At 57.5% G+C, this 20,940-nt stretch carries 18 protein-coding genes; 8 read left to right on the top strand and 10 right to left on the bottom strand.

Translation table 11 applies throughout. The features are described from left to right. Positions 1-28 precede the first annotated feature (28 nt). The 6 genes from AACY07_RS11880 to AACY07_RS11855 all read left to right on the top strand — a co-directional run bounded on the left by AACY07_RS11880 (position 29) and on the right by AACY07_RS11855 (position 8,012). Positions 29-1,033, top strand: a complete 1,005-nt coding sequence (locus tag AACY07_RS11880) for a phosphate ABC transporter substrate-binding protein PstS (protein WP_133074901.1) — start codon at positions 29-31, stop codon at positions 1,031-1,033. A 219-nt stretch (positions 1,034-1,252) separates the two neighbouring features. Continuing rightward, the gene (locus tag AACY07_RS11875; protein WP_339474963.1) at positions 1,253-3,538 is read left to right on the top strand and encodes an ABC transporter permease subunit; all 2,286 of its coding nucleotides are present in this window, start codon (positions 1,253-1,255) and stop codon (positions 3,536-3,538) included. A gap of 15 nt (positions 3,539-3,553) precedes the next feature. After that, on the top strand, positions 3,554-5,224 hold the full coding sequence (gene pstA, locus AACY07_RS11870; RefSeq protein ID WP_133074899.1) for a phosphate ABC transporter permease PstA: 1,671 nt from the start codon (positions 3,554-3,556) through the stop codon (positions 5,222-5,224). 154 nt (positions 5,225-5,378) lie between these two features. Then, on the top strand, positions 5,379-6,212 hold the full coding sequence (gene pstB / locus AACY07_RS11865) for a phosphate ABC transporter ATP-binding protein PstB (protein WP_133074898.1): 834 nt from the start codon (positions 5,379-5,381) through the stop codon (positions 6,210-6,212). Positions 6,213-6,297: 85 nt separating this feature from the next. Next, positions 6,298-7,059 carry a phosphate signaling complex protein PhoU gene (gene phoU, locus AACY07_RS11860; protein WP_133074897.1) on the top strand — a complete coding sequence of 254 codons (762 nt, stop codon included), beginning with the start codon at positions 6,298-6,300 and terminating at the stop codon, positions 7,057-7,059. Positions 7,060-7,136: 77 nt separating this feature from the next. Further along, entirely contained in the window at positions 7,137-8,012 is an 876-nt protein-coding gene (locus AACY07_RS11855; RefSeq protein ID WP_133074896.1) for a response regulator, read from the top strand. A 108-nt stretch (positions 8,013-8,120) separates the two neighbouring features. Here the strand turns inward: AACY07_RS11855 and AACY07_RS11850 are convergent, their stop codons facing one another. The 10 genes from AACY07_RS11850 to AACY07_RS11805 all read right to left on the bottom strand — a co-directional run bounded on the left by AACY07_RS11850 (position 8,121) and on the right by AACY07_RS11805 (position 17,960). Next, the gene (locus AACY07_RS11850; RefSeq protein ID WP_326427624.1) at positions 8,121-10,082 is read right to left on the bottom strand and encodes a DUF7844 domain-containing protein; all 1,962 of its coding nucleotides are present in this window, start codon (positions 10,080-10,082) and stop codon (positions 8,121-8,123) included. Next, a complete protein-coding gene (locus AACY07_RS11845; protein ID WP_133074894.1) occupies positions 10,079-10,399 on the bottom strand; it encodes a DUF2388 domain-containing protein in 321 nt (106 codons plus the stop codon). Before AACY07_RS11845 ends, AACY07_RS11850 begins: the two co-directional genes overlap by 4 nt. 26 nt (positions 10,400-10,425) lie before the next feature. After that, a complete protein-coding gene (locus AACY07_RS11840) occupies positions 10,426-10,719 on the bottom strand; it encodes a DUF2388 domain-containing protein (protein WP_133074893.1) in 294 nt (97 codons plus the stop codon). 193 nt (positions 10,720-10,912) lie between these two features. After that, positions 10,913-11,230 carry a DUF2388 domain-containing protein gene (locus tag AACY07_RS11835; protein ID WP_133074892.1) on the bottom strand — a complete coding sequence of 106 codons (318 nt, stop codon included), beginning with the start codon at positions 11,228-11,230 and terminating at the stop codon, positions 10,913-10,915. A 301-nt stretch (positions 11,231-11,531) separates the two neighbouring features. Next, positions 11,532-11,747, bottom strand: coding sequence for a DUF1127 domain-containing protein (locus AACY07_RS11830; RefSeq protein WP_019826986.1), 216 nt, complete (start codon positions 11,745-11,747; stop codon positions 11,532-11,534). A gap of 318 nt (positions 11,748-12,065) precedes the next feature. After that, positions 12,066-13,556: an acetyl-CoA hydrolase/transferase family protein gene (locus AACY07_RS11825; protein ID WP_133074891.1), complete on the bottom strand. Its 1,491-nt coding sequence runs from the start codon at positions 13,554-13,556 to the stop codon at positions 12,066-12,068. A gap of 181 nt (positions 13,557-13,737) precedes the next feature. Beyond that, positions 13,738-15,174 carry an NAD(P)(+) transhydrogenase (Re/Si-specific) subunit beta gene (locus tag AACY07_RS11820; RefSeq protein ID WP_133074890.1) on the bottom strand — a complete coding sequence of 479 codons (1,437 nt, stop codon included), beginning with the start codon at positions 15,172-15,174 and terminating at the stop codon, positions 13,738-13,740. Then, positions 15,171-15,494, bottom strand: a complete 324-nt coding sequence (locus AACY07_RS11815) for an NAD(P) transhydrogenase subunit alpha (protein ID WP_019826992.1) — start codon at positions 15,492-15,494, stop codon at positions 15,171-15,173. The genes AACY07_RS11820 and AACY07_RS11815 overlap by 4 nt, the downstream gene beginning before the upstream one ends. Positions 15,495-15,505: 11 nt before the next feature. Then, positions 15,506-16,627 (bottom strand): Re/Si-specific NAD(P)(+) transhydrogenase subunit alpha, encoded by a 1,122-nt coding sequence (locus AACY07_RS11810; RefSeq protein ID WP_133074889.1) that lies wholly within the window; start codon positions 16,625-16,627, stop codon positions 15,506-15,508. A 436-nt stretch (positions 16,628-17,063) separates the two neighbouring features. Further along, on the bottom strand, positions 17,064-17,960 hold the full coding sequence (locus AACY07_RS11805) for a LysR family transcriptional regulator (RefSeq protein WP_339474958.1): 897 nt from the start codon (positions 17,958-17,960) through the stop codon (positions 17,064-17,066). A 158-nt stretch (positions 17,961-18,118) separates the two neighbouring features. On the opposite strand from AACY07_RS11805, the gene AACY07_RS11800 reads away from it, so the two are divergent. Next, complete coding sequence (locus AACY07_RS11800) at positions 18,119-19,300, top strand: acyl-CoA dehydrogenase (protein WP_339474957.1); 1,182 nt, start codon at positions 18,119-18,121, stop codon at positions 19,298-19,300. Positions 19,301-19,314: 14 nt separating this feature from the next. After that, positions 19,315-20,535, top strand: coding sequence for a CaiB/BaiF CoA transferase family protein (locus tag AACY07_RS11795; RefSeq protein WP_339474956.1), 1,221 nt, complete (start codon positions 19,315-19,317; stop codon positions 20,533-20,535). The last annotated feature ends 405 nt before the right edge of the window (positions 20,536-20,940 follow it).

Raw genomic sequence — 20,940 nt, 5'->3', positions numbered from 1 at the left:
ATCTAACCCCGTTTGTTAGGAGTAAGGCATGAAACTGAAGCGTGTTATGGCGGCCCTGACTTTTGTTGCCGCAGGCGTTGCAACTGCCAATGCGGTTGCCGCTGGTGTTGACCCGGCTATTCAGCCCTATGTGAAGACAACAGGTGTATCGGGCAACCTGTCCAGCGTTGGTTCTGACACCCTGGCGAACTTGATGACCTTGTGGGCCGAGGCTTACAAGAAAGAATATCCAAACGTGAACATCCAGATTCAAGCTGCCGGTTCTTCGACCGCGCCGCCTGCGATTACTGAAGGCACCGCTAACCTGGGCCCGATGAGCCGCAAGATGAAAGACAACGAACTGGCTGCTTTCGAGCAGAAGTACGGCTACAAGCCGACCGCTATCCCGGTGGCAGTGGATGCCCTGGCCGTGTTCGTGCACAAAGACAACCCGATCAAGCACATGACTATGGAGCAAGTAGACGCTGTCTTCTCCTCCACGCGTCTGTGTGGCGGCAAATCCGACATCAAGACCTGGGGTGATCTGGGTGTGACGGGCGACCTGGCCAACAAGCCGGTACAACTGTTTGGTCGCAACTCGGTATCCGGCACTTACGGTTACTTCAAGGAAGAAGCCCTGTGTAAAGGTGACTTCAAGCCTAACGTGAACGAACAGCCGGGCTCTGCCTCGGTGGTTCAGTCGATCAGCAGCTCGCTGAACGGCATCGGTTACTCGGGTATCGGTTACAAGACCGCCAGTGTGAAGACCGTGCCTTTGGCTAAAAAAGGCAGCACCGAGTTCATCGAAGACACAGAAGAAAACGCATTGAACGGCAAATACCCGCTGTCGCGTTTCCTCTACGTGTATGTGAACAAGGCGCCGAACAAGCCGCTGAACCCGCTCGAAGCCGAGTTCATCAAGCTGGTTCTGTCCAAGCAAGGTCAGGAAGTGGTTGTCAAAGACGGCTACATCCCTCTGCCAGCCAAAGTCGCTGCCAAAGCCTTGGCTGACCTGGGCCTGAAAGAAGGCGGCGCTGACGTCGCCAAGAAGTAATGACTGTGTAGTTGCTGCCGAAGGCTGCGAAAAGGATCGCGCAGACCTCAGTTCAACGGGTTGCTGCGCAACCCTTCGCAGCCTGCGGCAGCGACCACAGGGTTATTTCACTTCTGCTTCATCTCATTTTTCACTCCGCTGCCGGCACCGTTGGGCGGCGGATTTTTTGCGTCACTGCTTTGTCATCTTTCTGTCATACAGGACCGCTAGGGTGTGCGCATGAATGATCTGGCCAATTCCCCAATGACTACGACATCCGCTCCCAAGCGCATTGATTTCAATACGCCTGAACTGCAGCGCAAGCGCCGTATCCGCGCGCTTAAAGACCACTTGACCCGCTGGTATGTATTTATCGGCGGTCTTGCCGTGCTCGGCGCCATTACCCTGATTTTCTTCTTCCTGGGCTATGTGGTTTACCCACTGTTCCAGGGCGCCGACCTGAATGCCAAGCAGGCGATTACGCCGGTCTGGATGCAGGACGCCGGCAAGCCTTTGATGATCTCCGTCGAGGAGCAGAATCAGGTCGGCATGCGGGTATCCGACAAGGGCATGGTGCTGTTCTTCAATGTGAAGAATGGCGAAGAGCTGTCGCGGGTCAACTTGCCGTTGCCAGCGGGCACCCAAGTGACTTCGCTGGGCGAGGATCAGCCGGGTAATCCGGTGGTTGTACTGGGCTTGTCCAACGGCCAGGCGCTGGTGTTCCGTCACACCTATCGCGTCAGCTATCCGGACAACAAAAAGACCATCACCCCTGCAGTTGAGTACCCCTACGGTGAAACGCCCGTCGTCCTGGACCCGCAAGGCAGGGCACTGGATCACGTTAACCTCAGCGTGAACGATTCGACGCTGGTGCTGGCGGGTTCAACCGGCGCGCAGTTGCATGTGGTGTCGTTGGCCCGCGAAGAAAACATGATGACCGAAGAGGTCACGAACACCGAGACCCGCATCGATCTGCCGCAAATGACCAAGCAGGTTAAAGCGCTCTACATCGACCCGCGTCAGCAGTGGTTGTATGTGGTGAACGATCGGGCCCTGGTGGATGTGTTCAGCCTGCGCGACAAGAGCCTCAACGGTCGTTACACGCTGGCAGATGACGCAACGACCGAGATCACTGCCAGTACGCAGCTGGTGGGTGGCATCTCGCTGATCTTTGGTGATTCGAAGGGCGGTCTGAGCCAATGGTTCATGGCCCGCGACCCGGATGGCGAACAACGCTTCAAGCATATTCGCAGCTTCCAGATGGGCACTTCGCCGATTGTTGAAATCACTGCCGAGCAGCGTCGCAAGGGCTTCCTGGCCCTGGATGCGGCCGGTGAGATCGGTGTGTTCCACAGCACTGCGCACCGCACCCTGCTGGTCGAAAAAGTTGCCGAAGGCCCTGGCATCATGGCGTTGTCGCCGCGTGCCAACCGCATCATCGTGGAAGAGGGCGGCAAGCTGCTGCCACTGACCTTGAAGAACCCGCACCCGGAAGTGTCCTGGAGCGCGCTGTGGAGCAAGGTCTGGTACGAGAACTACGACGAGCCTAAATACGTCTGGCAGTCGACCGCCGCCAACACGGACTTCGAACCGAAGATGAGCCTTGCGCCATTGACCTTCGGTACGTTGAAGGCTGCGTTCTACGCCATGCTGCTGGCTGCGCCACTGGCCGTAGCTGCCGCGATTTACACCGCTTACTTCATGGCGCCGAGCCTGCGCCGCAAGGTCAAGCCGGTGATCGAGCTGATGGAAGCAATGCCGACGGTGATTCTGGGCTTCTTTGCCGGTCTGTTCCTGGCACCGTATGTCGAGGGGCATCTGCCGGGGATCTTCAGCCTGTTGATGTTGATGCCGATTGGTATTTTGGTTGCCGGTTTCACCTGGAGCCGTCTGCCCGAGTCGATCCGCCTGCGAGTACCGGATGGTTGGGAAAGCATGATCCTGATTCCGGTGCTGCTGTTTGTGGGCTGGCTGTCGCTGTACATGAGCCCGTATATGGAAGCCTGGTTCTTTGGCGGTGACATGCGCATGTGGATCTCCCACGACCTGGGCATTACCTACGACCAGCGCAACGCACTGGTAGTGGGCCTGGCAATGGGTTTTGCGGTTATCCCCAACATCTACTCGATTGCTGAAGATGCCGTGTTCAGCGTGCCTCGCGGCCTGACCCTGGGTTCGCTGGCGCTGGGTGCCACACCGTGGCAAACCATGACCCGCGTGGTGATCCTGACGGCCAGCCCGGGGATCTTCTCGGCACTGATGATCGGCATGGGCCGTGCGGTCGGCGAGACGATGATTGTGTTGATGGCCACCGGTAACACCCCGGTCATGGAAATGAACCTGTTCGAAGGCCTGCGTACCTTGGCGGCAAACGTGGCGGTGGAAATGCCGGAGTCGGAAGTAGGCGGTAGCCATTACCGCGTGCTGTTCCTCTCGGCGCTGGTGCTGCTGCTGTTCACCTTTGTCATGAACACTCTTGCCGAGCTGATCCGTCAGCGTCTGCGCAAGAAATATTCGTCGCTTTAAGGAAGGTAGAAGTCTGTGAAACAGAACTCCCTCAAAGGCTGGTTCAAGAGCGGCGCTCCTGGCGTCTGGATCAGCGGTGGTGCGGTGTCCATCGCCGTCATCATGACCATCGGCTTGCTGTCGGTGATCGCCGTGCGTGGCCTGGGTCACTTCTGGCCTGCCGATCTGATCCACGCCGAGTACAACGTGCCGGGTGATGCCAATCACCTGGTGGTCGGCGAAGTGGTGCAAAAGGAAGAAGTACCCCGCGAGCGTCTGAAAAGCGCGGGCTTGCCAGTCCCTGAGCAGGGCCCGGAGTTCATGACTCGCGAGCTGATCAAGGTCGGCAACCGTGACTTGAACGGCAACGACTTTACCTGGGTGGTCGGCGAGTGGCTGACCAACCAGAGCACACCGCCAGAGCTGATGGCCATTGAGCGCCGCGAGTGGGGCAACTTTTACGGTTATCTGGTTAACGTGAAAGAAAACGGCAAGGTGGTGGCAGAAGGTGCCGCCGCCTGGCCAGAGCTGCAAGCCCGGGTCAAACGTGTGAATGACCTGGCATCGCAACTCAGCCAGCTTGAGAAAAAAGACATCGGCGCGATCAACTACGGGCTGGAGCGTATCCGCCTGCATGGTCGCAAGCTGGAACTGGAAGGCAAGCTGACCCCGCAGGCACAAGCCGACATGGAAGCCGAACGCGCCGAGCTGAATGCGCGTTACAAGGCCATCGAAGACCGCCTGGGTGAGTTGCACGCACAGTTCAACCGCGACAGCCTCACGGCTCGCGATGCCAACGGCAAAGAGCTGGAAATCGGCATCGGCAAAGTGGTCAAGGCCTACCAGCCGAACGCCATGAACAGCTGGCAGAAACTGGCCATGTATTTCAGCAACATCTGGGAGTTCCTGAGCCAGGATCCCCGTGAAGCCAACACCGAGGGCGGGATCTTCCCGGCTATTTTCGGCACGGTGATGATGACGTTGATCATGGCTGTGATCGTGACGCCGTTTGGTGTGCTGGCAGCGGTTTACCTGCGTGAATATGCCAAGCAAAACACCCTGACCCGGGTGATCCGTATTGCAGTGAACAACCTGGCGGGTGTACCGGCCATTGTTTACGGCGTGTTTGGTCTGGGCTTCTTTGTGTATGTGCTGGGTGGTTCGGTAGACCGCTTGTTCTTCGCTGAAGCATTGCCTGCGCCGACCTTTGGTACGCCGGGCTTGATGTGGGCTTCACTGACGCTGGCGCTGCTGGCGGTGCCGGTAGTGATCGTGGCCACTGAGGAAGGGCTGGCGCGCATTCCGCGTACCGTTCGCGAAGGCTCGCTGGCGCTGGGTGCGACCAAATCCGAAACGCTCTGGAAGATCGTGCTGCCGATGGCCAGTCCGGCCATGATGACCGGCATGATCCTCGCCGTGGCCCGTGCGGCCGGTGAAGTGGCACCGCTGATGCTGGTGGGCGTGGTCAAGCTGGCGCCGTCGCTGCCGCTGGACGGCAACTACCCGTACTTGCACCTTGACCAGAAGATCATGCACTTGGGCTTCCATATTTATGACGTCGGCTTCCAGAGCCCGAACGTCGAAGCTGCACGCCCGCTGGTCTATGCCACGGCGCTGCTGCTGGTGCTGGTCATCGCGACCCTGAACCTGTCGGCGGTATGGATTCGTAACCACCTGCGCGAGAAGTACAAGGCGCTGGATAGCTGATAGACACATGACCTGTGGGAGCGGGCTTGCCCGCGATGGTATCGGTAAGGTTTCAACGTGAAACCGAGGTGCCTGAATCGCGAGCAAGCCTGTTCCCACAGAAGAAACCCGGTGACTGAAAACCGGAACGAATTTTTAGCGTATGGAGTAACCCATGCAGCATGAATCCTCAGCCCACGGCATCAACATGTCAGCCTTGGGTCGCACCAAACAAAGCTTGAACCTGGACAACGAAGAAGTCGCCATTGAAGTGCCGGGCCTGAATCTTTACTACGGCGAAAAACAAGCGCTGTACGACGTGTCCTTGAATATTCCGAAACAACGGGTCACGGCGTTTATTGGTCCATCGGGCTGTGGCAAGTCCACGCTGCTGCGTACCTTCAACCGCATGAACGATCTGGTAGACGGTTGCCGCGTAGAAGGCGAGATCAACCTGTACGGCAACAACATCTACCGCAAGGGCGAGGACGTCGCTGAGCTGCGCCGTCGCGTCGGTATGGTGTTCCAGAAGCCTAACCCGTTCCCCAAGACCATCTACGAGAACGTGGTCTACGGCCTGCGGATTCAGGGCATCAACAAAAAGCGCGTTCTGGACGAAGCGGTTGAATGGGCACTCAAGGGCGCGGCGTTGTGGGATGAGGTCAAGGACCGCCTGCACGAATCGGCACTGGGCCTGTCCGGTGGTCAGCAACAGCGTCTGGTGATTGCCCGCACCATCGCGGTAGAACCCGAAGTGTTGCTGCTCGATGAGCCTTGCTCGGCACTCGATCCGATCTCGACATTGAAGGTCGAAGAGCTGATCTATGAGCTCAAGTCCAAGTTCACCATCGTGATCGTGACCCACAACATGCAACAGGCGGCTCGTGTTTCGGACTACACGGCGTTCATGTACATGGGCAAAATGGTTGAGTACGGCGACACCGACACGCTGTTCACCAACCCGGCCAAGAAGCAGACCGAAGACTACATCACCGGGCGCTATGGCTAGTTTGAGCGGCAGTGACCGTTCGACGTATCGACAATTTGGCTAGCCGCTTACAGCGCGCAGCTCACAGCTTTTGCGGAGCAGAACCATGATTTCAAAGGATGGCCTCACCCATCACATTTCCGCGCAGTTCAACGCGGAACTCGAAGACGTGCGCAGCCACCTGCTGGCGATGGGCGGCCTGGTCGAGAAGCAGGTCAATGATGCGGTGACCGCGTTGATCGAGGCCGACTCGGGCCTGGCCCAACAGGTGCGCGAGATTGATGAACAGATCAACCAGATGGAGCGCAACATCGACGAGGAATGCCTGCGCATTCTGGCCCGTCGTCAGCCTGCGGCCTCTGACTTGCGTCTGATCATCAGCATCTCCAAGTCGGTGATCGACCTTGAGCGCATCGGTGACGAAGCGACCAAAATCGCGCGCCGGGCCATCCAGTTATGCGAAGAGGGTGAGGCGCCGCGGGGTTATGTTGAAGTGCGTCACATCGGTGATCAGGTGCGCAACATGGTGCGCGATGCACTGGACGCCTTTGCCCGTTTCGATGCCGACCTCGCCCTGTCGGTGGCCCAGTACGACAAAATCATCGACCGCGAATACAAGACCGCGCTGCGTGAACTTGCCACTTACATGATGGAAGACCCGCGTTCGATCTCGCGCGTGCTGAGCATCATCTGGGTGCTGCGTTCGCTGGAGCGTATCGGCGACCACGCCCGCAATATCTCGGAACTGGTGATTTATCTGGTGCGCGGTACTGACGTGCGGCACATGGGCCTCAAGCGCATGCGCGAAGAAGTTCAGGGCACCGGCGCGGATAGCGCTAATGTTGCGCCGCCGCCTGACGATAAATAAGACAGCCTGATCTAAAAAGCGCCCGGCTCAATGCCGGGCGTTTTGGTTTTTGGGCGTTCATATCCAAGGAGCAGTCGATGAGCAAGGTGAGTGTGCTGGTGGTGGATGACGCGTCGTTTATTCGTGACCTGATTAAAAATTGCCTGCGTAACTATTTTCCGGGTATCAGGATCGAAGACGCGGTCAACGGCCGCAAAGCCCAGACCCTGCTGACCCGCGAAGCCTTCGATCTGGTGCTGTGCGACTGGGAAATGCCAGAGATGTCCGGCCTTGAGCTGTTGAGCTGGTGTCGCGAGCAGGACCGGCTGAAAACGTTGCCCTTTATCATGGTCACGAGCCGAGGTGACAAAGAGAACGTGATCCAGGCCATTCAGGCAGGGGTTTCGGACTTCGTCAGCAAGCCTTTTACCAACGAGCAGTTGCTGTCCAAAGTGAAGAAAGCGTTCACCAAGGCCGGGTTGCTCGACTCGGTGATGTCCAGCGCACCGGCACGCATGAACTCGGCGTTTGGCAATGATTCGCTCAATGCGTTGACCGGCGGCAAGGCGCAGGTCGTAGCCCCTGCACCGGCGGCCCCTGCACCGCGACCGGTCCCAGTGCCCGCGCCGACACTGACAAGCCGTGGCCAAGGACAACTGCGTTTGCCCAGCGGTATACAGACGTGTGTGATCAAGGCCCTGAGCCTTAAGGAGGCGCTGCTGGTGGTGCGTCGCGGCGACGTGCTGCCTCAGGTTCTGGACAGCGCCGTACTGGACCTTGAGCAGGGCGAGAGCGCCGAGGTGGCGCGCTTGAATGGTTATCTGCATGCCATCGTGGCGTATGAGCCAAAACCGGACAGTGCCTGGCTGCAACTGACCTTCCGCTTTGTCGATCAGGATGCCGACAAAATGAACTACCTGTCGCGACTGATTGCCCACGGCACGGCACAGAAGCATTTTGTGCCGGGTGCGTGAAGTGCCCTTGTGGGAGCGGGCTTGCTCGCGATGTGGACGCCGCGGTTTTTCAGTCGAGCCGCGTCGATGCCATCGCGAGCAAGCCCGCTCCCACACGTCATAGGTGAATCAGGGCAGCTGCAACCCGCCCGATGCCTTGTGGATCGCCCGCAGGTGTTCGCCAATCTGTTTGACGTTGGCTTCAGTCGCTGCAATTTCAGCTGCGCGGGAAGGCTCCAGCAGGCTGCGCACTTCCTTGTCCAGGTCAGTGGTCAGGCGCAGCAGTTGCTGCTGGCGCTGACTGCTTTCGGACTCGAGCATTTCCCACTCCCTGGTTTGGGGCAGGCCGTAGCCATTGCTGCCGAGCAACTCGGCCGGGCGGCTGAGAAAGCCGCTGCTGGCGAGAATTTCCTGCAGGGTCTTGTTGGCCTTGTCCATGCCGCCATCCTTGAGCCCGCGTGCGCCCAGGTACTTTTGTTTGACCTCATCCTGAGCCAGCAGCAGTTGTCGGCGAAAGCCGGCTTGCTCCAGTAGCAACAAGGCTGCGCTGGCGCGCAAGTCAGCTTGCGCGATCCACGGGCGGCGTTCGTCCGCGTTCAGGGCCAACCAGTCTTCAACGGTGGCTTGCTTGATCGGCAGGCGGGTCTTGAGTACATCGAACATCGCCTGGTAGCGATCACGGTAGGAGTCAAAGCGATAACCCAGGCGCAGCGCTTCCTTGGGATCGTCCAGCACGCTGGTATCCGCCAGCCCCCGGGCTTTGAGTACTTCAAGCAAACCGTTGGGCACAATGCTGTCCAGGCCCTTGAGCTGGGCATTGTTGCTGCCGCTGCGCAGCAGTTTCAGGGTCTCGACCGCGCAGTTGTTGGAGATGAAGTAGTAGTCGCCGTCATAGCTCCAGTGCATCTCGGCCGCGTGCTCAACCACTTCCTCGATTTCCGGACGGCTCAGTTTGAGCGGTACGGAAGCCAGGCTGCGCAGTTCGGTCTTGGTGTATTCGTCGATCACTTGAGCCAGCGGTAATACGAACAGGCGCGAAGGGTAGGCGCCGGTCAGGCCGTCCCAACTTGAGAGCTGTACGTCATTGACGAACGCCCGGTAGGACAACACCAGGTGTTCTTGCAAGTCGAGTCGGCAGTCCGGGCCGCGTGGTCGACCTGGGGCGCAGATCACCAGACGGAGCATGCTGTGACCCCAGCGGCTGGCCCATTCCTGATTGGCTTCGGCCAGCAGGTAGTCGACCGCGTACACCCGCTCAGGGTCTACGGTACCCAGCGGGGTCTTGGCGAAATCGTTGCCGGCATTGAGGAAGGCAAAGCCTTTGGGGCACTCGTCCCTGGCGGCGGGTGCCCAGCCGAAATGTTCTTTGTAGTAGCGATACAGCGCCGGTCGGCGACAGGCATAGGCCGGGTCGAGGAGGAAGTACTCCATGTTGACCGCGACAAACTCCTTGGGGCTGCTGATTTCGTAGAGATCGGGGCTGCGCACGACCTGGTGGTTTTCTTGTTCGCGCTCGCCACGGCGGCCCACGTATTGCTGCCAGCCGGCCAGGTCGAGCAGGCGCGGATCATCACTGAGGGTGAAACGGCGCTCGGTCTGCCCGCGACATTGATCAGGCAGGCCAATCAGGCCCGCGTTGCTGTTTTGTCGGGTGCAGCGCCGGATCAGCGTGCGCTCGGCTGCGGGCCAGAGTCGGGCGCGATCGTAGAGGTGGGTGAGTTCATGCAAGACGGTGGCAAGCATTTCCCGGCGCACGGTGCCGTGGGGGCGGTTGGTCTGCTGGGTGGCAGCCGAACCATCGGTCAGCCCTGCCAGGAGCGTGCGATTGAGGTCCAGCTCGGAGGTCAGCGATGCCTGGCCGTAGGCGTTGCTGGGCATGTCATCCGTCCAGCCCACCAGAATCTGCCGATCCAATTGCTCGATAAAACGCGGTGGCAGGCTCTGCATGGCCTCATCCAGCAAGGCCTGGCTGGCCTGTTGCTCGGCCGGGCTCAGGCCTTCGGTCTTGAGTTGCAGATGCAGCGCGGCCTGGGCGCTGCTGGTGATCAGCAGCAGGCCACAGGCTGCGAGCCAGCGCGTTAGCGACCTCACAGTGCGAGGATGGCTTCGGCGAGATCCTGGTCACTGGCGTTGCGGGCTTCAGGCACGCGGTCACGCAGGGTGCTGAAGGCCGCTTCCAGTTGCACGCCGCGGATATCGCCCTGGCTGGCGACAAAGGTAGCCGCGTCGTCGTGGGCTTCACGCACGACTTTAGAGTCGCGGATGGAGGTCGTGGTGTCGGACGTGAAATCGATGGTGCGACCAAAGGCGCGCACGATGATGTTGCTGGTCTGCACAACGGTTTGTGCCTGCGCCACATCGGCGAGTAGCAAAAAGCCAAGGGTGGCGACAATTAAAGGGCTGCGCATGAAGTATCTCCAGGAAAAGCGGGTATTTATTGGACGAGAATTGTCTGTGCCAGTTCAAGGTCGCTGGCACTCAATTTTGGCGTGTTCTGGCGCAGATAGCGCAAGGCAGACTCCAGCTGCGCTCCTCTTGTCTGGCCATCACTGGCAATAAAGACGGCGGCATCATCCTGGGCGGCACGTATCAGTTTGTGATCAAAAGGCGCGGACGTCACTTTACTGGTGACGTAACCACTGAGCACCACATTCTGGGTGGTCATGTCGAAGGCGTTGGCTGATTGAGTCCAGCTGAGTGCAAGAAGAGCTAATAAGGAAAAACGCATGGGTCTCGAGGCTGTTTGAATGAGAGCCAAGGCTAGCGTAATGGTCTGGGCAGGGCCAGCGCGGGGGGGTGTCTTTGTGGGAGCGGGCTTGCTCGCGAAGGTGTCGACGCGGCTCAACTGAATGAACGCGCCGCCTGCATCGCGAGCAAGCCCGCCCCCCGAAAGAGCTGACCCGTTATGGCGTCACTTACATTCAGATCGTCAGAATGGCCTGGGCCAGCTGTGCATCCGTGGCCTGCAATTGCGGGGCTTGCTGGCGAATGGCTTCGAACGCGCTTTCGAGTTTTACCCCGCGAATGGTGCCTTCGCTGGCAACGAAGCTGGCAGCATCATCACGGGCTGCGCGTACGATTTTGTTGTCACGAAACGAGCCTGTGGCATCCGATGTCAGATCGGACGTTGCCTTGAGGGTGCCCACAATGCCATCGGTCGTGACGATGAAGCTTGTGGCGTTGGCGCTGGCTGCAACGGCCAGCAGTGCCGCCGCGCTGAGTAGGCGAAGTGTGGACATGGTGAGACTCCTGAATATGAACGTATGAAAATAGACGCTTATGGACCGAATAGTAGGCTCAGGCCTGCGTCAGGCATAGGACGTTTTGCTGGGTACTGTAGGTGAAGTGCTCTAGATCAGGCATTTTGATAACTGTACCTGTTTGTTTTTTGATTATTTAAAACTGTACCTGTCTTTATGCCAAGGCTTAAAAGCGTGGCCCATAAACGACAAAACCCGTCAGCGGTAATCCGCGACGGGTTCTGTTTTTTCAATTCAGGTTGCTGGCGGTGGACCGGTGGTCAGGGCCAGCGAGCGCAAGTTAGCGCCAGAACGGCTTGCTCAGCTCTTCGTAACGCTGTGCTTCGCTAATACCGGCATCAGCCAGAAGACGCGAGTCCAGTCGAGCCAATTGATGGCGGCTGGAGATGCGGCGCTGCCACAACATCAGGTTGGCAAGAACGCGCAGAGGCATGGAAGCCTGGGTGTTTACAGAGTTGCTTTCGCTGAACAGTTCGGAACTGAGTGTACGTTCCATGGTGTCATCCTTCCGCTTATGGCGGCATTGGCTAGTGGTTTAACTGATGCCAATGATCCTCCTCTTTGTACAGTGTCTCTAGATACAGTTCACCTGTATTGCAATGGGCCAGTTAACTGTTTATGCACGCTGTACGGGCACAAATACGCGTAACTGTACCTGTCCGCACCTAAGTGGTGCGAAATTGGCAAAAGTGGCCGTGAAAGAGTGTGTTGAAGGCGGGAAATGACCAGTACAGCAGTACAGTTTTTGAAATTATGGGTATAAAAAAGCCGCTGACAAAAACGTGTTTCCGTCAGCGGCTCTCTAGCTCGCGGGTTACGGCAGCATTTTCCCGGTTTCTTCCAGGTTGATATGCCAGCTCAGGGCTTCACGCAGGATGTGCGGCGTGTGGCCGCCAATCGCGCAGGCCTTGGTGAAGTAGTCATTCAGGGCTTCACGGAAGTCCGGGTGAACACAGTTGTCGATGATGACGCGTGCGCGCTCACGCGGCGCCAGGCCACGCAGATCGGCCAGGCCCTGCTCGGTCACCAGGATATCGACGTCGTGCTCGGTGTGGTCGACGTGGCTGACCATTGGCACAACGCTGGAAATCGCGCCTGCCTTGGCAATCGACTTGGTCACGAAAATCGCCAGGTGTGCGTTACGGGCGAAGTCGCCCGAGCCGCCGATACCGTTCATCATCCGCGTGCCGCAGACGTGAGTGGAGTTCACGTTGCCGTAGATGTCGAACTCCAGCGCGGTGTTGATGCCGATGATGCCCAGACGACGAACCACTTCAGGGTGGTTGGAGATCTCTTGCGGGCGCAACACCAGTTTGTCCTTGTAGCGCTCCAGATTGCCGAACACGTCCGAGTTGCGACGCTCCGACAATGTGATCGAGCTGCCCGAAGCGAAGCTCATCTTGCCGGCGTCGATCAGGTCGAAGGTCGAATCCTGCAGGACTTCGGAGTACATGGTCAGGTCTTCGAACGGCGAGTCGATCAAGCCGCACATCACCGCGTTTGCGATGTTGCCGATACCTGCTTGCAGTGGGCCGAGCTTGTTGGTCATCCGGCCAGCTTCGACTTCCTGCTTGAGGAAGTTGATCAGGTGGAAGGCGATACCGTCGGTTTCGCTGTCAGGCTCGGACACGGTGGACGGCGAATCAGGTTTGTTGGTGATCACGATGGCGACGATTTTTTCTGCCGGGATCGGGATCGCGGTGCTGCCGATGCGATCGTCGACCTTCACCAGCGGGATCGGCGTGCGCGTCGGGCGGTAAGTCGGGATATAGATGTCGTGCAGGCCTTCCAGGTTCGGGTTGTGCGCCATGTTGATCTCGACGATCACCTGTTTGGCGAAAATCGCGAAGCTGGCGGAGTTGCCCACGGAAGTCGTTGGAACGATATGGCCTTGCTCGGTAATGGCTACAGCTTCGATCACTGCGATGTCCGGCAGCTTGAGCTGATTGTTGCGCAGTTGCTCTACGGTCTCGGACAAATGCTGATCGATAAACATCACTTCGCCGGCGTTGATCGCCTTGCGCAAAGTGCTGTCCACCTGGAATGGCATGCGACGTGCCAGTACACCGGCTTCGGTCAATTGCTTGTCAAGGTCGTTGCCCAGGCTTGCGCCGGTCATCAGGGTGATTTTCAGCGGCGACTTTTTGGCACGCTCAGCCAGGGCCTGAGGGACGGCTTTGGCTTCACCGGCACGGGTAAAACCGCTCATGCCGACGGTCATGCCGTCTTGGATAAGGGCGGCGGCTTCTTCGGCGCTCATGACCTTATCGTGCAGGGAGTTCAGGCGAATACGTTCACGGTACATGGATTGTTATCTCGGGCAACGGAAGCAAGAGGCGCAGTCTATTCATTTTCAGAGCCTTTCGTCCCGCTACCATGGTCGAATGCCAGCGGCCGATTTAGAGCCTTTGGTCGGGTTCCTTGGAAAAAGAAAAACCCCGGCCATGACAGCGCCGGGGTTTTCGATATTGCGTTGATACCAGATGTTACTCGACAGCTTTAACCATATCTTCAATAACCTTCTTGGCGTCGCCGAAGACCATCATGGTTTTATCCAGATAAAACAGTTCGTTATCCAGGCCCGCATAGCCACTGGCCATTGAGCGTTTGTTAACGATGACGGTTTTGGCTTTATAGGCTTCGAGGATCGGCATGCCAGCGATCGGCGATTTTGGATCGTTCTTGGCCGCCGGGTTGACCACGTCGTTGGCGCCCAGGACGAGCACTACGTCAGCCTGGCCAAACTCGGAGTTGATGTCTTCCATCTCGAACACCTGGTCGTAAGGCACTTCGGCCTCGGCCAGCAATACGTTCATGTGACCTGGCATACGGCCTGCAACCGGGTGAATGGCGTACTTTACGGTGACGCCGCGATGGGTCAGTTTTTCGGTCAGTTCCTTGAGCGCGTGCTGTGCCCGGGCAACAGCCAGGCCGTAGCCTGGAACGATGATCACGGTGTCGGCGTTCATCAGCAGGAAGGTGGCATCGTCAGCCGAGCCGGATTTGACCGGACGGGCCTCTTGCGTGCCAGCTGGGCCGCCGGCGTCTGTTGCGCCACCAAAACCACCGAGGATCACGTTGAAGAACGAACGGTTCATCGCCTTGCACATGATGTACGACAGGATTGCACCCGAAGAACCTACCAGCGAGCCGGCAATGATCAGCATCGAGTTGTTCAGTGAGAAGCCGATACCGGCTGCTGCCCAACCTGAGTAGCTATTAAGCATCGATACCACGACAGGCATATCGGCGCCGCCAATCGGGATGATAATCAGCACGCCCAGCACAAACGCCAGGGCCAGCATCAGCGCGAAAGCGTTGAGGTTGCCGGTCAGCATAAAGGTGATGCCCAGTGCCAGCGTGGCCAGGCCCAGTACCAGGTTCAGCTTGTGTTGGCCGCTGAACTGTACCGGTGCGCCCTGAAACAGGCGGAACTTGTACTTGCCAGAGAGTTTGCCGAAGGCGATCACCGAACCGGAGAAGGTGATTGCACCAATGGCCGCACCCAGGAACAGTTCCAGACGGTTGCCTGCAGGAATAGCGTCGCCCAGGTGTTTGACGATACCCAGGGACTGCGGTTCGACCACGGCTGCGATTGCAATGAATACCGCCGCGAGGCCGATCATGCTGTGCATGAAAGCGACCAGCTCAGGCATTTTGGTCATTTCGACGCGTTTAGCCATGATTGAGCCAGCAGTACCACCGACCAGCAGGCCGACAATCACGTAGCCGATGCCAGCCGTCGCGATCTCTGCGCCCAGCTTGTAGATCAGGCCAACCGTGGTAATGATCGCCAGACCCATGCCGAGCATGCCGAACAGGTTGCCGCGACGTGAGGTGGTGGGGTGCGACAGGCCCTTGAGCGCTTGAATAAAGCAGATTGATGCAACCAGATACAGAACAGTGACCAGGTTCATGCTCATGGCTTGCGCACCTCTTCTTTGGCTTTAGGTGCTTTCTTCTTGAACATTTCCAGCATGCGCCGGGTGACCAAAAATCCACCGAATACGTTTACGGCAGCCAGCGCGACCGCCAGGGTGCCCATGGTTTTGCCCAGCGGGGTAACCGTCAGTGCGGCAGCGAGCATGGCGCCCACAATCACAATGGCTGAAATGGCATTGGTGACGGCCATCAAGGGTGTGTGCAGTGCAGGTGTCACGTTCCATACCACGTGATAGCCCACATAGATGGCCAGCACGAAGATGATCAGGTTGTAGATACCGGGGGAGATGAACTCTTCCATTATTTTTATCCTCAGCCGTTTTTGCGCACGACTTGACCGTCGCGGCACATCAGGCACGCGGCGACGATGTCGTCTTCAAGGTTGATCTGGAACTGTCCTTCGGGGGTGAAGACCAGCTTGAGGAAGTCCAGCAGATTGCGGGCGTAGAGCGCCGAGGCGTCTGCAGCAACCATTGCAGCAAGGTTGGTGTGGCCGACGATGGTGACACCGTGCTCAACCACTACTTGGTCGGCGACGGTCAGCGGGCAATTGCCCCCTTGGGCTGCAGCCAGATCGATGACCACCGAGCCGGGTTTCATCTGGGCTACGGTTTCAGCGCTGAGCAGTACCGGAGCTTTACGGCCCGGGATCAAGGCGGTGGTGATCACGATGTCAGCCTGCTTGGCGCGTTCGTGAACAGCCTGTGCCTGGCGTTGCATCCAGCTGGCAGGCATTGGGCGTGCATAGCCGCCTACGCCAATGGCGCACTCACGCTCTTCGTCGGTTTCGTAAGGCACGTCGACGAACTTGGCGCCCAGCGATTCGATCTGCTCTTTAACGGCTGGTCGTACATCGGATGCCTCGATCACTGCGCCCAGGCGTTTGGCCGTGGCGATCGCCTGCAAGCCAGCCACGCCTGCGCCCAGAATCAGTACGCGAGCGGCCTTAACGGTCCCGGCGGCGGTCATGAGCATTGGCATAAAGCGCGGATAGTGGTGGGCGGCGACCAAGACGGCTTTATAGCCGGCGATGTTGGCCTGAGATGACAGCACATCAAGACTTTGCGCACGAGAGGTTCGGGGAGCGGCTTCGAGAGAGAAAGCAGTGATCCCGCGCTCGGCCAGTTTGGCAATGGTTTCATTGCTGAACGGGTTGAGCATGCCAATGAGCACGGTGCCGGTCTTGATCAGGGCCAGTTCGCTGTCACTTGGGGCGACAACCTTGAGAATCAGCTCTGCGCCGAAAGCATCTGTAGCGTTGCCAATAGTTGCGCCGGCGGCTTCATAAGCACTGTCGATAACGCTGGCATTGATACCTGCGCCGCTTTGAACAGTCACTTTATGGCCTTGGCCGATCAGCTTCTTGATGGTTTCCGGGGTTGCAGCAACCCGGGTTTCACCCGTATGGGTCTCGAGAGGAACACCAATGTGCACGTCATATCTCCTGCGTGATCTTTTATAAGAAAGCCAGCGCACTACGGATGGTGCGACTGGGGCGGCCGATCAGCACGATCCCACCAAAGTATGGGTGGGGCGGGGCATTCTGCTGGCAATTTTTTTACCCTTCAAGGACTTATGGAGGACGACGGGATTTTAACTACAAGTCATGCAGTGACCGAATGTCGCAATGATCGGCTGCATGCCTTTAAATACGAGGATTTCAGAGGATTTGAGTGTTTTTTGAGTTTTTTTCACATTTCTTTTGGTTATCGCTGCATAACTTTGAGAAATACCCTGCAGGCCGCGTGGTTACTGGCTTGCAGGTTTGTCCAGTTAGACCAAAGTACAGAGTGTTTAAACGCGACATTTACGTACATATGTAGTGTGTTTTTATGCATCGCTACATAGTTTGTTTGGACCATGCGGCTTTTCAAATCAGGCTGTAAGTGGCGGCCTGATTGACTAGCCAGTCTCGAAAGGCCTGCAATGAAGCTGATTCGATTTTGCGTTCGGGGATCATCAGGTAGTAAGCCTTGGTGCTGAGCAGGGTGCTCTTGTTGGCAATCACCAGACGTTTTTCGGCCAGTTCTCGCTGAATCAGAAAGGGGGGGATAAGGGCGACGCCCATTTCATGCATGGCGGCTTGGGCCAGCATCGAGAACAGTTCATAGCGTGGCCCGGTCATGTCGCGAGGTACGTTCATGTCCTGCGCGTTGAACCATTGGCGCCAGGCATAGGGGCGTGTGGTTTGTTGCAGCAGGGGGAGTTCGCAGAGCGCTTGCGGGGTGAGGCTTTGCTGTTCACCCAATAATGTGGGGCTGCACACGGGGACCGGGTTTTCACCCATCAGGCGGTAGGACGATGTTCCGGACCAGTCGGCATCTCCGAAGTAGATGGCAGCATCAAAGTCGGTATCGGCAAACAGAAAGGGGCGAGTGCGGTTGGTCAGGTTTACCGTGACGTCCGGATGCTGGTGCTGAAAGTCCTTGAGCCGAGGGAGTAGCCATTGCGTCCCGAAAGTGGGCACCACAGCCAGCTCGATGACGTTGGCACCCTGTTGGCCCATGACGGACAGCGTGTCCCGTTCCACGGCATCCAACTGGGTTGCTATGCGTCTGCTGTAAGAAAGGCCTGCTTCGGTCAGTTTTACGCCACGTTTAGAGCGTCGGAAGAGCTCTACACTCAGGAACTCTTCCAGGTTGGCAATCTGTCGGCAAATAGCCCCTTGAGTGAGGGAAAGCTCATGTGCTGCCTTGGTAAAGCTTTCATGGCGTGCGGCCGCTTCGAAGCTGATCAGGGCTGTTGTGCTAGGGATCTTGCGGCGCATGTACGGCTTCCTCACTAAACGAAGTCAGAAAAGGCTATTTATAGAGCTACGGAGTGAGAAATTATCACAGGATGGTGCTGAATCCTCGTTTGTCCTTCTATATAGAAGGAGCCTAGGATCGGCTCACGACATTTTATCTATTACGCGAGGGTTCTCTCATGGCGGGTAAAGCAAGCTTCAACTGGATTGATCCACTGTTGCTGGATCAGCAGCTCACTGAAGAAGAGCGCATGGTGCGCGACAGTGCTGAGCAGTTTGCTCGGGACAAGTTGGCGCCACGTATTCTTGATGCTTTCCGTAATGAGAAGACTGACCCTGCGATCTTCCGTGAAATGGGCGAAACCGGTTTGCTGGGTGCGATGATTCCTGAGCAGTACGGCGGTAGCGGTCTCAATTACGTCAGCTACGGCCTGATAGCTCGCGAAGTGGAGCGGGTCGATTCGGGCTACCGCTCGATGATGAGCGTGCAGTCTTCTTTGGTGATGGTGCCAATCAATGAGTTCGGTACCGAGGCGCAGAAGCAAAAATACCTGCCCAAGCTGGCATCTGGCGAATGGATTGGCTGCTTCGGTCTGACGGAGCCTAACCACGGCTCTGACCCAGGCGCGATGATTACCCGTGCTCGCTCGGTTGATGGTGGCTATAGCCTGACGGGCAGCAAGATGTGGATCACCAACAGTCCTATCGCCGATGTGTTTGTGGTGTGGGCGAAAGATGATGAAGGCGACATTCGTGGCTTTGTTCTGGAAAAAGGCTGGAAGGGTCTGACTACGCCCGCGATTCACGGCAAGGTTGGCTTGCGTGCGTCCATTACTGGCGAAATCGTGATGGATAACGTGTTTGTCCCCCAAGAAAACATCTTCCCGGATGTGCGCGGCCTGAAAGGTCCTTTTACCTGTCTGAATTCGGCTCGCTACGGGATTTCCTGGGGGGCGCTGGGGGCTGCTGAGTTCTGCTGGCATACGGCGCGTCAGTACACGCTGGATCGTCATCAATTTGGCCGGCCTTTGGCGGCGACCCAGTTGATCCAGAAAAAGCTGGCCGATATGCAGACCGAGATTACGCTGGCCCTGCAGGGTTGCCTGCGTCTGGGGCGGATGAAGGATGAAGGCACTGCGGCCGTTGAGATCACTTCGATCATGAAGCGCAACTCATGCGGCAAGTCGTTGGATATTGCGCGTATGGCTCGCGACATGCTGGGTGGTAACGGTATCTCGGATGAGTTCGGGGTTGCGCGTCATCTGGTCAACCTGGAGGTTGTGAATACCTATGAAGGCACTCATGACGTGCATGCCTTGATTCTTGGGCGTGCGCAGACCGGCCTTCAGGCGTTCTATTAACAGGAGCTCGGCTCATGGGTGCTTTATCGCATTTGCGGGTGTTGGATTTGTCTCGGGTGCTGGCGGGGCCGTGGGCCGGGCAAATACTGGCGGACCTTGGGGCCGAAGTTATCAAGGTGGAGCGCCCGGGCAATGGTGACGACACTCGCGCCTGGGGGCCGCCCTTTCTCAAGGATGCTTATGGAGAAAGTACGGGGGAGGCTGCCTATTACTTGTCTGCAAACCGCAACAAGCAGTCGGTCACTATTGATTTCACCAAGCCTGAAGGGCAGCGGCTGGTTCGTGATCTGGCGGCCAAGTCGGACATTCTGATCGAGAATTTCAAGGTTGGGGGGCTGGAGGCGTATGGTCTGGACTATGCGTCACTAAAGGCTTTGAATCCTGACTTGATCTATTGCTCGATTACGGGATTCGGTCAGACCGGTCCCTATGCCAAGCGGGCAGGTTATGACTTTATGGTTCAGGGCCTTGGCGGTCTGATGAGTCTGACGGGGCGGCCTGAAGGTGATGAGGGGGCGGGGCCGGTAAAGGTTGGGGTTGCGCTGACAGATATCTTGACCGGGCTTTACTCGACTGTGGCGATTCTGGCCGCCCTTGCTCATCGTCAGCATGATGGTGGCGGGCAGCATATAGATATGGCGCTGCTGGATGTGCAGGTGGCTTGCCTGGCGAATCAGGCGATGAACTATTTGACTACGGGCGTAGCGCCGCAGCGCCTGGGCAATGCGCATCCGAATATCGTGCCTTATCAGGACTTTCCGACGGCAGATGGCGACTTCATTCTTACGGTAGGGAATGACAGTCAGTTCCTTAAATTTACTGAAGTGGCTGGTCGGCCCGAGCTGGGTGGGGATCCGCGCTTTGCTACCAACAAGCTGCGTGTTGCTAATCGGGCGGAGTTGGTGCCGCTTATCAGGCAGTTGACTGTTTTCAAGACCACGGCTGAGTGGGTGGCGCAGTTGGAGGCGGTTGGTGTTCCCTGTGGGCCGATCAATGACTTGGCTCAGGTATTTGCTGACCCTCAGGTGCGTGCCCGCGGATTGGCGATGCAGCTACCGCATGCGTTGGCGGGGCTTGTGCCGCAGGTAGCGAGCCCTATTCGGCTGTCCGAAACGCCAGTCGAGTATCGCAATGCGCCTCCTTTGTTGGGTGAGCATACTCAGCAAGTTCTGGAGCAAGTGCTGGGGTTGGACGAGGGAGTGGTAGAGGGTTTGCGTCGGTCTGGCGTGCTGTAGCTATATAGAGGGGTGCGTCAGCACCCCTCTATATAGGTGTAATTAGGGGTATTTGGAGTTAATTGATAGTTTTACTCAATTAGCCCTTGACTAGGATTTTTAGCGGCCTATAATTCGTCCCACTTCCGGCGCAGTTGAAACGGAAAACTCCTTGAATATCAATGAGTTGGATTGTTTTGCAGTGTCAGCTTCAAGTCATCGAAGCAGGAAATTAGGTGTTGACAGCAGCTTGTAACGCTGTAGAATGCGCACCTCGGTTCAGCGAAGGCTAAACCAATCGCTCTTTAACAACTGAATCAAGCAATTCGTGTGGGTGCTTGTGGAGTCAGACTGATAGTCAACAAGATTATCAGCATCACAAGTTACTCCGCGAGAAATCAAAGATGTAACCAACGATTGCTGAGC

Origin of the sequence: Pseudomonas sp. RL_5y_Pfl2_69, from assembly GCF_963970465.1 — a bacterium.
Lineage (GTDB): Bacteria > Pseudomonadota > Gammaproteobacteria > Pseudomonadales > Pseudomonadaceae > Aquipseudomonas.
This window is presented reverse-complemented; position numbering and strand designations above follow the sequence as displayed.